This window comes from Paenibacillus sp. Root52 (assembly GCF_001426865.1).
In the GTDB taxonomy this organism is placed as follows: domain Bacteria; phylum Bacillota; class Bacilli; order Paenibacillales; family Paenibacillaceae; genus Paenibacillus.
The window spans coordinates 84,973-99,809 of record NZ_LMFO01000012.1; the positions used below are offsets into that span (position 1 = coordinate 84,973).

General features: G+C 45.7%; 14 protein-coding genes. 4 read left to right on the forward strand and 10 right to left on the reverse strand.

Annotation, left to right across the window (positions count from 1 at the left end):
- Positions 1-132: 132 nt before the first annotated feature.
- A complete protein-coding gene (locus ASD24_RS11895) occupies positions 133-672 on the forward strand; it encodes an RNA 2'-phosphotransferase (RefSeq protein WP_056695855.1) in 540 nt (179 codons plus the stop codon).
- 243 nt (positions 673-915) lie between these two features.
- Here ASD24_RS11895 and ASD24_RS11900 read toward each other — a convergent pair whose 3' ends face one another.
- The 5 genes from ASD24_RS11900 to ASD24_RS11920 form a co-directional block, all read right to left on the reverse strand.
- Positions 916-1,773 (reverse strand): SDR family oxidoreductase, encoded by an 858-nt coding sequence (locus ASD24_RS11900; RefSeq protein WP_056695858.1) that lies wholly within the window; start codon positions 1,771-1,773, stop codon positions 916-918.
- Between the two features lie 235 nt (positions 1,774-2,008).
- Positions 2,009-2,434 (reverse strand): Rrf2 family transcriptional regulator, encoded by a 426-nt coding sequence (locus ASD24_RS11905; protein ID WP_056695862.1) that lies wholly within the window; start codon positions 2,432-2,434, stop codon positions 2,009-2,011.
- Between the two features lie 145 nt (positions 2,435-2,579).
- Positions 2,580-3,404, reverse strand: a complete 825-nt coding sequence (locus tag ASD24_RS11910) for a carbohydrate ABC transporter permease (RefSeq protein ID WP_056695864.1) — start codon at positions 3,402-3,404, stop codon at positions 2,580-2,582.
- Positions 3,405-4,277: a carbohydrate ABC transporter permease gene (locus ASD24_RS11915; protein ID WP_056695866.1), complete on the reverse strand. Its 873-nt coding sequence runs from the start codon at positions 4,275-4,277 to the stop codon at positions 3,405-3,407. It lies immediately after the preceding gene.
- Positions 4,278-4,332: 55 nt separating this feature from the next.
- Positions 4,333-5,634, reverse strand: a complete 1,302-nt coding sequence (locus ASD24_RS11920; RefSeq protein WP_056695868.1) for an ABC transporter substrate-binding protein — start codon at positions 5,632-5,634, stop codon at positions 4,333-4,335.
- Positions 5,635-5,793: 159 nt separating this feature from the next.
- On the opposite strand from ASD24_RS11920, the gene ASD24_RS11925 reads away from it, so the two are divergent.
- A complete protein-coding gene (locus tag ASD24_RS11925) occupies positions 5,794-7,686 on the forward strand; it encodes a cache domain-containing sensor histidine kinase (RefSeq protein ID WP_235540538.1) in 1,893 nt (630 codons plus the stop codon).
- A 1-nt stretch (position 7,687) separates the two neighbouring features.
- Positions 7,688-8,497 (forward strand): response regulator transcription factor, encoded by an 810-nt coding sequence (locus ASD24_RS11930; RefSeq protein WP_056695872.1) that lies wholly within the window; start codon positions 7,688-7,690, stop codon positions 8,495-8,497.
- Here the strand turns inward: ASD24_RS11930 and ASD24_RS11935 are convergent, their stop codons facing one another.
- From ASD24_RS11935 to nirB, 4 genes are all read right to left on the reverse strand, one after another.
- Complete coding sequence (locus ASD24_RS11935) at positions 8,498-9,127, reverse strand: YfbR-like 5'-deoxynucleotidase (RefSeq protein WP_056695875.1); 630 nt, start codon at positions 9,125-9,127, stop codon at positions 8,498-8,500.
- 217 nt (positions 9,128-9,344) lie between these two features.
- On the reverse strand, positions 9,345-10,133 hold the full coding sequence (locus ASD24_RS11940) for a formate/nitrite transporter family protein (RefSeq protein WP_056695878.1): 789 nt from the start codon (positions 10,131-10,133) through the stop codon (positions 9,345-9,347).
- A 52-nt stretch (positions 10,134-10,185) separates the two neighbouring features.
- Positions 10,186-10,512 (reverse strand): nitrite reductase small subunit NirD, encoded by a 327-nt coding sequence (gene nirD, locus ASD24_RS11945; protein ID WP_056695881.1) that lies wholly within the window; start codon positions 10,510-10,512, stop codon positions 10,186-10,188.
- 275 nt (positions 10,513-10,787) lie between these two features.
- The gene (nirB, locus tag ASD24_RS11950; protein WP_056695883.1) at positions 10,788-13,217 is read right to left on the reverse strand and encodes a nitrite reductase large subunit NirB; all 2,430 of its coding nucleotides are present in this window, start codon (positions 13,215-13,217) and stop codon (positions 10,788-10,790) included.
- Between the two features lie 317 nt (positions 13,218-13,534).
- Here nirB and ASD24_RS11955 point away from each other — a divergent pair, with 317 nt between their 5' ends.
- Positions 13,535-14,242 (forward strand): metal-dependent hydrolase, encoded by a 708-nt coding sequence (locus ASD24_RS11955; RefSeq protein ID WP_056695887.1) that lies wholly within the window; start codon positions 13,535-13,537, stop codon positions 14,240-14,242.
- Between the two features lie 243 nt (positions 14,243-14,485).
- On the opposite strand, the gene ASD24_RS11960 is transcribed toward ASD24_RS11955, so the two are convergent.
- A complete protein-coding gene (locus ASD24_RS11960) occupies positions 14,486-14,806 on the reverse strand; it encodes a hypothetical protein (protein WP_056695891.1) in 321 nt (106 codons plus the stop codon).
- Positions 14,807-14,837 lie beyond the last annotated feature (31 nt).

Here is a 14,837-nt window from a genome sequence, read left to right on the forward strand (position 1 = left end):
CGTTTTCTCCTTTGCAGAAGGAGTGCAAAAAAACGGAGGTTAACAGCGACCATTAAGGTTATTCTCTCATCGGAGTGAACAAGAGTAAATCTCTTTTGTTGAACCTATTAACCTACTAAGGAGTTGATTGCGATGGATCTGATGAAGTTGAGTAAAGAGCTCTCTTATGCGCTGCGTCATGCTCCGTGGGAATATGAGCTGGAGTTAGACGAAGAGGGCTGGGTGGAGATCTCACAATTGCTTGTGGCGCTGCATGAGAGCCCGCAGTGGAAGCATGTGACGGAAGCGGATCTAGAGAAGATGATCGCAGTCTCGGAGAAAAAGCGACATGAGATTCAAGCTGGTCGGATTCGCGCCTTATATGGACATTCGACTCCGCACAAGATTGCGAAATTACCTGCAACTCCCCCAGAGACGCTCTATCATGGTACGCCCTTACGTGCAGTAGAGTCCATTATGGAGCAGGGTTTACAGCCGAGACAACGGCAATACGTGCATCTATCCGCAGATATGGAAACTGCCACTCAGGTCGGACGCAGGCGGGATGACCAGCCTATTATTTTGACAATCGACGCTGCTAAAGCTGCCCAAGATGGGGTACAGTTCTACCATGGAAATGAAAATATTTGGCTGGCTGATTACATTCCTGTACAGTACATTCAACAGCCATGAGTGGATCATAAGAAAGAGCATGAGAGAAGATACAAACGAGATGCAAACAGAGCTACCAAAAGAGACAACACCGGTCTATGATCGGGATTGCTCTTACGGTGTATACTCATTAAAATCAATCGTTAGTACAGAAAAGGGACACGTCCAACAATCAGTTGGCGTGTCCCTTTCTCGTACGATCATGACATATCCTTAACAGAAGCGAAGTCTTTGAAACTAATCAGCTCAACGGCTCATCGGATCTTATTGACCAACAATCGCTTGAATGCCCTCGCGAAGTGGCTGAGCTGGACGTCCAAGCAATTGTTCGAGTGTGTTGCTCTCTACTGCAAGTGCGCCATCTTTAATTGCAGCTTGCATATCCACTAGCATGGATACGATAAAGTCTGGTAGACCTGCGCCCTTCATGATTTCAGCATAAGCAGCGCCGTCTACGTTCTGAACGGGAATGTCCTTGCCCAGTACGTCACCAGCGATGGCAGCAAGTTCAGCTTGAGTTAGAAGTTTACCAGATAGTTCATAGACTGTGTTCTCATGACCTTCACCTGTTAGCACAGCAGCTGCAGCATGTGCGTAATCACGACGAGTAGCCCAGCCTACCTGGCTGGAATCCGTAGCATGAACCCAAGGTGCGCCTTGAATCGCAGCTTGAATACTGCCTGCTTCATTTTCCAAGTACCAGTTATTGCGTAGGAAGGAATAAGGGATGCCTGTCTCTAGAATCGCACTCTCTGTTGCACGGTGTACTTCTGCGAGAGAAAGGGAACTCTGTCCTGCATTGACAACACTCGTGTAGGCGATAAAGCCAACCCCAGCTTGCTTCGCTGCACTTACGGCAGCCTTATGCTGACGAATACGCGTTTCGTTATCTGCATCAGCAGAGATCAAGAGTAGACGATCTACACCGGCAAAGGCTTGTGCCAATGTTTCCGGCTGATCAAAATCACCATGACGCACGTCTACACCTTGGGAGCGCAGATGTTCTGCTTTTTCTGGATTACGAACACTTACTGCCAGATTCGAAGCCGGAACGGATTGTAGCAAAGCTTCTACGACGAGTGAACCGAGATGGCCTGTTGCGCCAGTAACTAAAATTGTCATTGTTAATTCCTCCAATGGGTATGTTTTAAAATCATAGGGAAATGCCTAAGTAAATGTGTTGATATAGCTTTCCTGATGTAAAAGTATTGATGTAACCACATACGTTATAACAGGTGTGATTACAACGAAGGGATAAAAAAAGCTCAACCTTGAGCTTTTTTTAATTTTCACCAGAATAGCCAGTTCTCTTCAACGAACCAATCGAAAAATCGAAAGGGAAGCATAGTGTACTGGGCTATTCATCTGGTTGAACTTGATCCATCAACTGCTGAATCGTTACACGCTTCAACCGTTCCTCCATGGCAAGTTGAGCCTCTACCAGTTCGGGACGCAATGTATGCTCAATCATGCTGCCTACCGAACAGGCTGGATTCGGATGTTTGTGAAAGTTAAACAGCTGACCATCCTCCACGACATCAAGCGCATGATAGATATCCAACAACGTGATCTCCGCAGGCGGCTTGAGCAGATACGCACCACCAACGCCAGGTCTAACATCAATCAAGCCTGCTTTCTTCAGCGTGGACATGATCCGGCGAATGATGACGGGATTGGTATTGACACTTCTAGCTATAAAATCTCCGGTGCACTCTGTAGGTACAACGGCAATCAGAGATAATGTATGAACTGCAATGGAGAAACGACTGCTGATTTGTTTCATTGTTAATCACCACCGTTGTAACCATAATAGTTACAAAGTACGCCGAAGTCAAATGAATTTTTCGTTGTCCTCCGCAGCATGGGCTCCATTCATGTTAGCTGAACTCTATTTTGCATCTTGCGTATTCTCATGAAATCCTGCCATATCAACCTTTGACAGCCCCGGAAGTGAGCCCGCCTACAATATACTTTTGCCCAATGAGGAACACAATTAACACGGGCAGTGACGTAAGTACAATATCCGCACTAACTAGATTCCACTGTGCACTGAACTGTCCGAAGAAATTATATACAGCCAGCGTCATAGGCCACATCTCGACCGTATTGAGCATGTAGAGCGGAGCGGTGAATTCATTCCATACACTGAGGAAATTCAAGACAAATACCGTAACCAGCACGGAGGTGAGCAGAGGGACAATAACTTTTAAGAAAAGCTTGATCCCGTTGCATCCATCCATGATGGCAGCCTCGTCTAACTCTCTTGGAATATTCGATACAAACGCAAACGTAATGAACAGGGAGATGGGAATGCCCATCGCAGTGTAGAGTAGAATCATGCCCACATGTGAATTAATCATGCCTAGTGTCTTCATCACTTCCATCAATGGAATATAGTTCAGAGGCAATGTAATGCCTAGAATGAGGAAGAAGTATAGGAACTTACTCCACCGGGAGTGATTCCGAGATAGTGTGAAGGCTGAGAAGGCCACGACAAATACGAGTAAAAGGGAGGATGCTCCTGCATGTAACAGACTGTTGAAGAAGGAGCTACCCAGATGCCCTTGCTCATATACAATTTTATAATTTTCGAAAATAAACGTCTCTGGAAGTGTTAGTTTCAACACCTTAGCTTCCGCATCAGACTTGAACGAGTTCAGGACGATGACGGCAAAAGGAATCAATACAATAAGGCTAAGGATCCATGCCAGCACGTTCAGACATAGGGAAACAAGTCGTTTCTTCAAGCGCATCTAGAATTCCACCTTTCGGTTCATCAAGCGAATAATGAAGAAGGAGATGATCGCCATAATGACAAACAAGATGGTGGATAGTGCACTACCGAGTCCCCAATACCCTTTGGCAAAAGACGAATACACTGCTGTATTAATGACATCTGTTGCATTACCCGGGCCGCCGTTGGTGAGTACGTAAACAGCATCAAATACCCGTAAGCCATACGTAATATTTAATACTGTTGCAATGGTGATGGTAGGCATCAGCATCGGTAGGGTGATCTTGAACAGCTTCTGCCAGAAACCTGCGCCGTCAATGGATGCCGCTTCGTAATAATCACGGGGAATGGCGAGCAATCCCGCAATAAACAGCACCATAATATAGCCCATGCCTTTCCACGTATCCACAGCCATAATGGACGGCATCGCCCACGTCAGTGAGCCGAGCCAGTTCTGCGCCAGAAAATCAAGTCCGAGCGACCGCAGCGTAACGTTAACAAAGCCATTGTTTGGATCAAGTAGGCTTTTGAATACTAGACCAATGATGAGGAAGGACAGCACCTGCGGTGAGAAAATAATCATCCGATGAAGATTGGCTGCCTTTACACCACTAACGAGTAGCAAGGCGAGAAATAGCCCTAATACCGTTTTCGCAATCGATGTAACTAACGTAAATAACACTGTGTTTTTGATAAAAAGCAGATAGGTTGGATCACCCGCCAGAATCGTGCGAAAATGCTCCAGTCCAACAAAGTTCTTCTCCGAGCTATAGCTGTTCCAGTCGGTGAAGGAATAATATATACCCAGCATGGCGGGAGCGACGATGAATAGGAGGTAAAGCACAATCGCTCCGGATGAGAAGTACCAAGGATAAATTTTGTTCGCATTCATAACATGTAACACCTGTCCTTCCTGCCGCGTGCTTCACTGTAGTGACACGACACAACTACTGCCATGCCTCATCTTTTAACACTTTGGCTTGTTCCGCCCGACGTTTATCAATATTTTGCAAAATTTGATCAGGAGTCATAGCGCCGGCAAACATACCCGAGATATCTTTGCCGATATCCATCCATTGAGGATCGATATACTTCACGGCTGCTTGCATAACCGTTCCTTTTTCATGACTTTTCTCATAATCGATATAATCTTGTGTCAGCTTAGGTTCAATCTCCGGCCAGCAGATGGTCAGATTACCCTCGCCTCCGTCAAATACACGTTGTAGGTTGTCATGCTCCGTAATCCAGCGGAAGAATTTCAGCACTTCTTCAGGATGCTTGCTGTTTTTGTTGCCAAACATCGCTGCGGAACCACCTGGATTGACACCAATTGTTTGGTTATCACCCCAAGGCATGACGAAGAATCCCATATTGTCTTCCATCTCAGGGTAAGCTTCGGAGACTTCTTTTTCAGTACCAGGCACACGCAGCAGCATTGCTGCTTTTTCTTGACCGAAGGCTTCGATGCCAGCTTCGACCGTGTTGGACAAGAAGTCCTTACCGAAATAGCCGAGATCCGCGAATTCTTTTAATTGCTCAATAACGGTCTTTAACTGCGTCAGATCTGCGACCTTCATCTCATTGTTGTTCAGCTTCTCATAAGTTCCCGGTGTCGTATGTTCATAGTTAGGCCCTGTCTCGAACAGGGGGAGTACCTGATACCATCCGCTTGCTGGTGCTTGGTAAAATGGGATGATATCTTGAGCCTTAATTTTCTCGCTAATGGCTTTAAACTCGGCGTATGTGGTTGGGGGCTCGATGCCCAGCTCATTAAATATCCGTTTGTTATAGTACACATACCAGATTTTCGATGGAGCAAAGGAAACGCCGTAAACTTTATCGTTATGGCTTACGGTTGGCAGAATTTCTTCGGACATTCGTCCGGCAAATTCCTCATTGGTCAGGTCAATCGCATTCTCTTCTGGTCGCACATTAGCTGGCATGCTAAGTGGGTCTACATCGACATTGAAGATATCCGGTGCTTCACCAGAAGCGAGTTTTACTTTGATCAGATCTCGCCACTGGGCGTCAGGCACCACCTGAAAGTCAATTTTTACACCCGTTTCTTGTTCATATTCCTTCGCCATCGTTTGCATAATTCCCGTACGTGGAATGCCACTTTGGCTGGTTCCAAACGTAAGGGTTACCTTAGCTGAACCTTCCGATGTTTTAGCTGAGTTACAGCCAGCTAGCAGCAATCCGGATACGAGTAACAAGCTAGCTAGTGATACCAAAAATCTTTTTTTCATCATTGAACCTCCTGGAAGAATAAGATATGATGTCTTGCAGTACAACGTAATGTAAGCGTATTCTTATGTGTTCAACATTACGCTGATTGAGGAATGGGCTCAATAGACAAAAGCGGTCTGTTGGGTGGACATTTTCGAACCCGTAGATTGAGGTGTAAGATGATTCGATACCGTTTTCGAACGCTGCAGCAAAGCTTGTTTATGTATTACTCGGCAGTTTTTATTGTGTTTGCGCTCATTGTGGCAGGGCTGTTGTACGTTTTTCTGGCCAATGATATTCGCAGTCGTAGCGAAGAACAGCAGAAACAGCTTGGTGCATCTCTTGTGAGTAATCTGGATCAGGAAGTAGTCAAGATGAACAATTTCTCAATGAATATCGTTTATTCCAATCTGGTTAAGGAGCACTTTAGTCACTACTTGTCTCCTGCAGAAGGGAGCGAGCAGGGGCTTGCGGAAGATCCAGCATTCTACAAAGATACAACCACGCTGATCGACGTCATATTAGCCATCATTAGCAGCTCAAATACAGCCAAGCAGGCTAACATCTATGATGTGAATGGCAAAATGCTAGGGGCGGGGGCTTTTAACGGACAGATGAATGTCGACTTAACGCAGAGACCTTGGTACAACGAAACCTGGAATCGCAATGGCTGGCGAGTTATTACGATGTTAGATGGAGGTAGTCTGCCCATGCCTACAGGTGAAGGAGAGTCGGATAGCCGATATGTCTCACTTACACGTGTGTACAAGAACGGGAATTACGTTAGCCAAGGCGTCGTCGAAATTTTGCAGGATGCTCAGACGATGTTCAACTATTTACATGAAATACAGGCTGGGAATGAAGAGCTGCATATTGATGTAATCGATGAGCGAGGATCGTTACTATACCCCTTCTCCCGCTCTTCCTCGGAGGATGTTGAGGCAACAATGATGATTAGTTCACAGGATCTGGCTATGATTCGCACAGGGCAGTACCCATCGGGGGAAATGCAAGAGGTCGTCCACACGGACAGCAACTCTCCTCAGATGATGACATACATGACCTCAGCCGAAACGGGCTGGACAGTGATCGTAACACAATCGAAGCAATCGTTGTTCGTGAGCCTGAACCGGATGGCTACGCTATTTATAGGCGCTACGTTAGGCATGTTATTGCTCATTTTAGTGTTATCGTATCTGATCTCCAAAAGAGTCACGTTACCCCTGCATCGACTACAGCGGATCATTCAGAAGATCGGTGTACAAGACCTCGCCACAGGCCAGGATTCGGGTCATTTGTTCAAGCTGGATCATCCAAGCTCTATACGCGAGATGGATGAATTGAATGATACATTTGTTCGATTGAATCAACAGCTTATGCAGTCCTTTCAGGACATGCTTGCTCTTAAATCGCAGGAAACGGATACACGTCTATTCGCATTGCAATCCCAGATGAATCCTCACTTCTTATACAATAACATCACGAATATCAGCATCATGGCCGAAGAGGGCATGAATGACCAGATCGTTGCTTTTTGTGGACATATTACAGCGATGCTTCGTTACATCTCAGCACCTAACCCTGAAGGGGTGACCTTATCAGAGGAAATGAATTATTGCGAGCGGTATTTAGAGTGTATGAAAATTCGGTTCGAAGAGGATCTGCATTATACGTTTCATATTCCAGAGGCCATGCACCATTTACGTATTCCTATGCTGCTGATCCAGCCCTTATTGGAGAACACCATCAAATATGGACTAGGCGATTCGCCTCCATGGAAGCTGTATGTTGGAGGAGAGCTGAACGAAGCGGAAGAAACCTGGCAGATTATCGTTGAAGACAACGGACCGGGCATGGAGCCAGAGGTATTGACATCCATACAAGCGTATATTGCATCTTCAGAGGAATGGGAGCGTATTCCTGATCTTGCGATTAACGGCATGGGGCTGAGGAATATTTGGATACGACTGAAATTGTGGTACGGCTCTAAGGCACAGATGCACATCGAGAATAGACTTAACGGCGGGGTCAGAATTACCGTGGGTGGTTCTATTCGAAAGGAGCGTGGCTGAAATGACGGTTAACTACAGAACCATTATTGTGGAGGATGAGGCACTGATCCGCCGTAACGTGTCGCGGAAGTTCAGTGAGCTGGGTACACGATTCGAGGTGATTGGCGAGGCGAGGAACGGGCAGGAGGCACTGCAACTGATCGAACAGACGGTTCCTGATCTTGTCGTCACCGATATTCAGATGCCCGTGATGAATGGATTAGAGCTGGCGAAGCATCTGTATTTTGCCTATCCACAAGTGAAAATTGTAATCCTGAGCGGCCATCATGAATTTGAGTATGCTCGTCAGGCGATCAGCTATAAGGTGGAGGATTATTTGCTCAAGCCGATCTCGGAAGACCAGATTCGTGGACTGCTGGACGCGATGGAACTGAAGCTTGGGAATGTAGTTGATTCTCTCACGCATGTTAGTGCGGCTGTGGACGAACAGAGGAAGCCGGAGGATATCGCAGAGGCGGTCAAACTGTACGTGAAGCAGCATTACATGCACGAGATCAGCCTTCAGGATATGGCGGGACAGATGCACTTTAGCGTGGATTATTTAGGTAAGTGTTTCAAAAAAGTGACGGGCGAAACTCCGCTCAAATATATGACAGGGCTGAGAATTAACGAAGCGAAGCGTATGCTGGTTGCGCATCAGAAGCTGGACATTCAATCAATAGGCAAAGCCGTTGGCTACGCGGACTCTCATTATTTCAGCCGTATTTTCAAAAATAAAACAGGGGTATATCCAAGTGAATATCGTCAACAGTGTACAGAACGAAAAAAAGCTCTGTCCCTGGATCATGAGAGCCATGGCGACTTGAGCTGATTATTCGGCGAGTGCTTCTTCAGTTATTTTGCGAATATCAATCGGGGAACGGATGCCTTCCTGAATAATATCGGGGAGGATGTGATGGAGGAAGTAGTGAACACAATGAAGGTCAATGTTCTTGATTTTGATCAGGGCATAACGATACATTACAATGAATTCTTTCTCCGTATTTCCCCGTTGTAATTCTGCAAAGGCTTCATATACCTGATCCATCTTGTCGGCAACTTCAAGAATAAGCCCTTCCACAGATTGATCTTTACCTTCACGCAGTTGACGGCGGAATATGGCTTGGAACTCTTCGGGAATGTTCTCGTTGATAAAATGCTCAACCATACCTTCCTCGACTTGCTGCAACATCGCACGAAGCTCAAGTGAATAATGCTTAACTGGAGTTTTGATATCTCCAATGAAAATCTCGCCGTAATCATGGCTACTGGTGATCTCGTAAAGCTTTTTCCAATCAATCGCTACGCCGTTCTGTTCTTCAATATCGGCGAGCGTTTTGGCGTATTGCACGACTTTCCATGAATGTGCGGACACGCTGTGTTCCTCAAACTTGAATTTGCCTGGCGTTCGGATAATGCGTTCTAGATCATTCAGAGATCTGAAGTACGTGTGTATTCCCATATAAGCGATCATCCTTTGGTCGTTAGATATGTTAAGGCATGGTTCGACTATACGACTAATATGTAAACGGCGGATTAACGCTGAGGTTGTGAAAGGTAAAAGGTCACAAGGGAAATAAAGTCATGACATAAAAAACTTAACGTAGAAAAATAGAACGTAAAAAACCATGCCCTCTGAGAGTCCAGAGAATGCATGGTGTATAGCATGAGAGCATGAGTCATTGACGGGTTTTCTTTCTCACAGGTGATACGAACCAATAGGCCATCCCAACAAACAAAGCCCCTCCGACAATGTTACCGAGTGTGACTGGAATCATATTATCGAACCAGCCTGCCAGCGTGATGGTATCCGGATGGTTTGGCAGTAACCAAGATAAGGAGAGCAATGTCATATTGGCAACGCTATGCTCATATCCACTGGCGATAAATGCGTACAGACACCACCAGATCAATACAAGCTTGGCAATGTCCTCTTTTGTGCGTGAAGACATCCAGATGGCTAGACAGACGAGCCAGTTACAGAGAATGCCGCGGAAGAATAGCTCAGTAACGGGGGCTGCCATCTTCTTAGCAGAAACGGCAAAGAGCAGATGCTCTGGTGTAGCTGTCTTGAACAAACCACTGCCTACAATGAGCAGACTCAGAATGACCGCGCCGATCAGATTGCCGAGAAAGACAAGTCCCCAGTTCTTCATCGTGTCTTTCACGGTAGTGCGACCTGCTAACGTACTCATGGTAAAAAACATATTGTTACCCGTAAACAGCTCCGATCCTGCAAAAATGACAAGGGTGAGCGCGAGCCCGAAGGACATGCCCATCAGGATCATTTGAAAAGGTGATTGCGCCGCCAGAAGCGGAGCGCCGATACTGAAGATTAGAATAATGCCAAGGCCTACATATGCACCAGCCATCAAGGCTGATACCATATAACGTGCTAGACCTGAATTCATTTGATCTCTTTTTTTGACCGCGGCTTCAATAATTCCTTCAACATTAGGTGTGTACATGTCGGTTTCCCCCATACTTAAGCATCAATCCCATGTGTTACCTGGACTGCAGCTATACTGCAATCCAGACCGTTCCATTTTCCACTTTGACCGAGTACATCTGAACCTGTCCTTGGTCGGGAGCTTGCACTAGACCTGTGCTAAGATCGATTTTCCAATCGTACAGTGGGTCATAGAGGTAATGACCTGACACAATGCCTTCGGCAAGTGGTCCGCCTTTCGGATGCGGGTTTCGATTATCTGCTGCGAAGATGGTGCCATCCGAGGCAAGAAATACAGCGAGCTGTTTGCCTTGAATCTCAACGACTCTACCAATGCGAGGTAGAAATTCATCAATCGTTCCGGCAGGGTAATAGGTGCCGGCTGGTTTAGTTGTCATATTGAACTCTCCTTATCTGTATTATATAGGTTCAACTAAAGCTGGTTTACACTTGCCACTTCGATAACAGAATAACCTTCCGATCGCTGTTATCCCCAGATTTTTTCGATTCCTTTCTTCAAAGGGGAAATCCGGAGATGGCGTATGCTTCCGAAGTAGCTTTCTTTCAGAAAGCTTTGAGGCGAACGCTTCGCTTCTACACGTTATTTCTGTCCTCTCCGTTCTCGTGTAAAAAGTTTAGTAGAACTTATATAGAGTAAAGCTTACATCCGATTTTACGGACGGGCAGTTACTTCAATTCCGTGAAATAGTTTGTTCTCACCTTGTTCATTTCGAATTGCTTTTTGCCAAGGTTCTTCCACATGTCCAAGTGCGAATTCAATTCGTTCCATTAGCGCTTTGCGCTCTTGGATATCGTCAACCACAACTGCACGTATCGATTCCAGACCCATACGTTCTACCCATTCCGAAGTCCGTTCGAGGTAGTTGGCAGTCTCACGATAATGTTGCATGATGGCGCCGCACAGCTCGATCAATTCTTCGTCCGTTTTCACTTTGCAGAGGGAGTCCGCAAGTCTAGCTTTGATCCCGCCGTTACCGCCGATGAATATTTCCCAACCGCCGTCGTTACCGACAATACCGATATCTTTCGTACATGCTTCTGCACAGTTACGTGGGCAGCCGTTCACGGCGTATTTGAATTTAGCAGGTAAGTCTAAGCGTTCGAATTTGCGTTCTATTAGGGCACCCATAGCCATCGAATCCTGTGTACCGAAGCGGCAGAACTGTGAACCTACACAAGTTTTGACGGTACGAAGTGATTTGGCATAAGCATAACCTGAAGGCATATCGAGCTCAGCCCATACTTTAGGTAAATCTTCTTTTTTGACACCAATTAAGTCTAGACGCTGTCCTCCAGTCACTTTAACGGCTTTTACATCGTATTTGACCGATACATCAGCGATACGTTTCAAGTCTTCTGGTGTTGTAACCCCGCCATACATCCGTGGCACAACAGTATAGGTTCCGTCTTTCTGAATATTGGCGTTCATACGTTCGTTGACGAAGCGGGATTCCTTCTCATCCTCATGTGTATCCGGTGCAATCATACCCAGGTAATAGTTGATTGCAGGACGGCATTTCGAGCAGCCCTCAGGCTGAGTCCATCCCAATACGTTCATAACTTCTTTCGTCGTTTGCAGACCTTTTTGTCTGATCTCCGCTACGATCTCATCCCGGCTTAGGGAAGTACATCCGCAAATGCCCTGTTTGGCACCCGTTGTAAAATTATCACCAAGTACATATTGCAAGATCTGTTCTACGACTGGTTTACAGCCACCGCAAGAACGTGTTGCACCCGTGCTCGCTTTGATCTCATCGATGCTGGTTAATCCTTGATTCGTAATCGCGTCCATAATATGACCTTTGGTAACACCATTACAGCCACATACGATTTCGTCCTCAGCCATCGTTTCTACCGATGTTGCCTTCTTGTGTCCACCGCAGCCTGTGCCCATCAGAGAAGCATACAGATCATCGGTCATCTCCGTTTGTTGCTTAATCAGTTTTTGCAGCTCCGCTGAATCCGTGATGTCACCAAACAATACAGCGCCGACCATTACATTATCGCGAAGGAGAATTTTTTTGTACGTGCGTTTCCATTCGTCTTTGTGAGAGATAACGGTGTGCTCAGGTCCATCAATAAACTCACCTGTCGAAAATACATCTACGCCCGAAATTTTCAATTTCGTGGATACTACAGAACCTTCATAAGGTGCAGTTTCAACACCGCATATATGTTTAGCCAGAATCATGCCTTGTTCGAATAATGGAGCGACGAGGCCGTAACACACACCGCGATGCTCTGTACATTCTCCGACGGAATACACATTTTCAAGAGAAGTTTGCATGTAGTCGTCAACAATGATGCCTCGATTGACTTCCATTCCACTCTCGCGAGCAACAGTGATATTCGGTTTGATGCCGACAGCCATAACAACAAAATCAACATCCAGTACCGATTCATCTGCAAAACGAATACCTTCAACACGTTCGCCGCCAAGCAATTCGGATGTCTGTGCACCCATTTTGAATTGGATGCCTTGGCGTTCAAGTTCAGCCTTTAACATGGCAGAAGCTGTGGAATCTAGTTGACGTTCCATGAGATCCTGCATTAAGTGGACAACGGTAACCTCCATGCCGAGCTGAACCAGTCCTTTAGCTGCTTCTAGACCTAGCAATCCGCCACCAATGACAGCTGCTTTTTTGTAATTCTTCGCTGCATCTAGCATCGTATTACAGTCAGCGATATCCCGGAATCCAACAACGCCCTGTTTATCGTGTCCAGGTACAGGAAGAATAAAGGAATTGGAGCCTGTAGCAATGATGACTTTGTCATAAGGGACGCGCGAACCGTCTGTAGTCACCACTTCGCGTGTATCGGAATCGATTTTGGATACTGTTGTGCCCATATGCAACGTAATACCATATTCTTCATACCAATGCAGGTCATTGAGTACAATATCATCCAACGTTTTGCTGCCCTCCAGCACATAGGACAACATAATGCGATTATAGTTAGGGTAGGGTTCTGTACCAATAACTGTGATATCGAAGCGGGAGCTTAATTTTAAAATTTGCTCAACCGTACTAATTCCTGCCATGCCGTTACCGATGACGACCAGTTTTTCTTTTTTTCCGTTCATGTGTATAAGCCTCCTTGGATAGACTGTACATTATTAGTGGTTGTTCAGAAGCTCGCGCTTTTGAACACGCATTTACTAACATTTTTAGTGGTTTATATTTTAATCATACAGATGATTGGCATCATCTAATGTGATAAATTTCACAAATAACGATAAACTCCTCACAAAATAAAAACTGTGGTCCCGGTCACAGAACTCAAAATTTATTTTGAAAATAAATAAGGATATACGAACTATTGTTCTCATTTTGAAATCAGTGTAATATCAGAAGTGGGTCAGTTATGTTCCCTATTTCGTCGAAAGGAAGTTTTTGCATCATGATGGGAAGATCCCACCTTATTATTGGAACAGGGGTATCGCTTTCTGTTCTTCAATTCACAGGTCTGCCTGTAACAGCTCCTGCAGTAACGGTGGCGCTGATCGGTTCACTGTTGCCTGACATCGATGAACCCAACTCGCTATTGGTTTCGAAGGCTCTGCCAAACAGTCTCATTAGGCTGCTACAGACGATTTTGTTACCAACGGCGGTGTTTGTGTACTTCTATGTTCAGAGTCAACCTTGGAATCTGTTACTTGCGATCTTGATTGGTATGGTGTCATTTTTACCTTCAAGATCACTCCGTAAAGTGCTAATGTTTGCGATTGGCTTGGGGCTGGTTTTCTACGGCCATGTATTTGCACCTTGGAACTGGATTGCAGGGAGTTTGCTGATGTTATGTACAACGCTGACACACAGGGGACTAACGCATACAGTGTATGGAACTGCGGTGTGGGCAGGACTGCTGTATACTACGACTGCGCAACTGCAACCGGAGATCTGGATCGCTGGGGGTACAGCCTATGCTATGCATCTACTTGCTGATTCATTAACGAATCGGGGTATTCGTCCACTACCGCCACTTAAGTCGCGTATACGTGCGAATTTAATGAGTACCGGAACCAAGCATGGAGCCGTCGTTGAGAATGTGTGCATTGTACTTACTCTCATACTTGCCTGGATTGCATTTTCACCACTGTTTCTCTAACGATCCCAATAACGCCAGTCTGTAGATTGAAGCTCAGACTGGCGTTTGTAGGGATACAGATAATTTTTGTCTTGCATGCTAGGGTGGAGCTGCTGCCGATTCAGGCTTGGGAAGGGGCATCGGTTAGGCTATCAATATCTGAGGAACCATATACGAATAAAACAACAAGAATGACAATGATAATTAGCTCGGCGAATCCATTTCCATCGAAGTCAGACATGATCTCAACCTCATTTCTTGGTGTTAGGAATTGATTCTTTGTTGAAATGCCCGAATAACATCATTTAACGTCATATCGCCACCGATCTCATCCAGAAACTGCACAAGTTTGTCTTGATTCGATGGTGTGATCTGTTGTAGCGTTTTATATTGCCCGACCAATTCAACGACAAGTGTAGCTTCGCGAAACAACGTAACCGCATCCACTCTGAGCTTCCCGCTCACTAGTAATGCTGCCACAATAAGCTCCAGATTTCTTCCTTTAAGATTACCGCCAAGAAGGGAGTTGGCAGCATTCTCTTTTTTGGAGCTCTTATTCGACTTTCCATTCTTTCTTACTGCCATAGAAGCTCCCCCGCCGCTTGGTGTTTGATTC

Bases quoted from the DNA above. Each gene is read 5' to 3' on its own strand.
- nirB (WP_056695883.1), bottom strand. From the start codon at position 13,217: ATGAACGGAAAAAAAGAAAAACTGGTCGTCATCGGTAACGGCATGGCA.
- ASD24_RS11925 (WP_235540538.1), top strand. From the start codon at position 5,794: ATGATTCGATACCGTTTTCGAACGCTGCAGCAAAGCTTGTTTATGTAT.
- ASD24_RS11930 (WP_056695872.1), top strand. From the start codon at position 7,688: ATGACGGTTAACTACAGAACCATTATTGTGGAGGATGAGGCACTGATC.
- ASD24_RS11955 (WP_056695887.1), top strand. From the start codon at position 13,535: ATGATGGGAAGATCCCACCTTATTATTGGAACAGGGGTATCGCTTTCT.
- ASD24_RS11935 (WP_056695875.1), bottom strand. From the start codon at position 9,127: ATGGGAATACACACGTACTTCAGATCTCTGAATGATCTAGAACGCATT.
- ASD24_RS11895 (WP_056695855.1), top strand. From the start codon at position 133: ATGGATCTGATGAAGTTGAGTAAAGAGCTCTCTTATGCGCTGCGTCAT.
- ASD24_RS11905 (WP_056695862.1), bottom strand. From the start codon at position 2,434: ATGAAACAAATCAGCAGTCGTTTCTCCATTGCAGTTCATACATTATCT.
- ASD24_RS11910 (WP_056695864.1), bottom strand. From the start codon at position 3,404: ATGCGCTTGAAGAAACGACTTGTTTCCCTATGTCTGAACGTGCTGGCA.
- ASD24_RS11920 (WP_056695868.1), bottom strand. From the start codon at position 5,634: ATGAAAAAAAGATTTTTGGTATCACTAGCTAGCTTGTTACTCGTATCC.
- ASD24_RS11915 (WP_056695866.1), bottom strand. From the start codon at position 4,277: ATGAATGCGAACAAAATTTATCCTTGGTACTTCTCATCCGGAGCGATT.
- nirD (WP_056695881.1), bottom strand. From the start codon at position 10,512: ATGACAACTAAACCAGCCGGCACCTATTACCCTGCCGGAACGATTGAT.
- ASD24_RS11960 (WP_056695891.1), bottom strand. From the start codon at position 14,806: ATGGCAGTAAGAAAGAATGGAAAGTCGAATAAGAGCTCCAAAAAAGAG.
- ASD24_RS11900 (WP_056695858.1), bottom strand. From the start codon at position 1,773: ATGACAATTTTAGTTACTGGCGCAACAGGCCATCTCGGTTCACTCGTC.
- ASD24_RS11940 (WP_056695878.1), bottom strand. From the start codon at position 10,133: ATGTACACACCTAATGTTGAAGGAATTATTGAAGCCGCGGTCAAAAAA.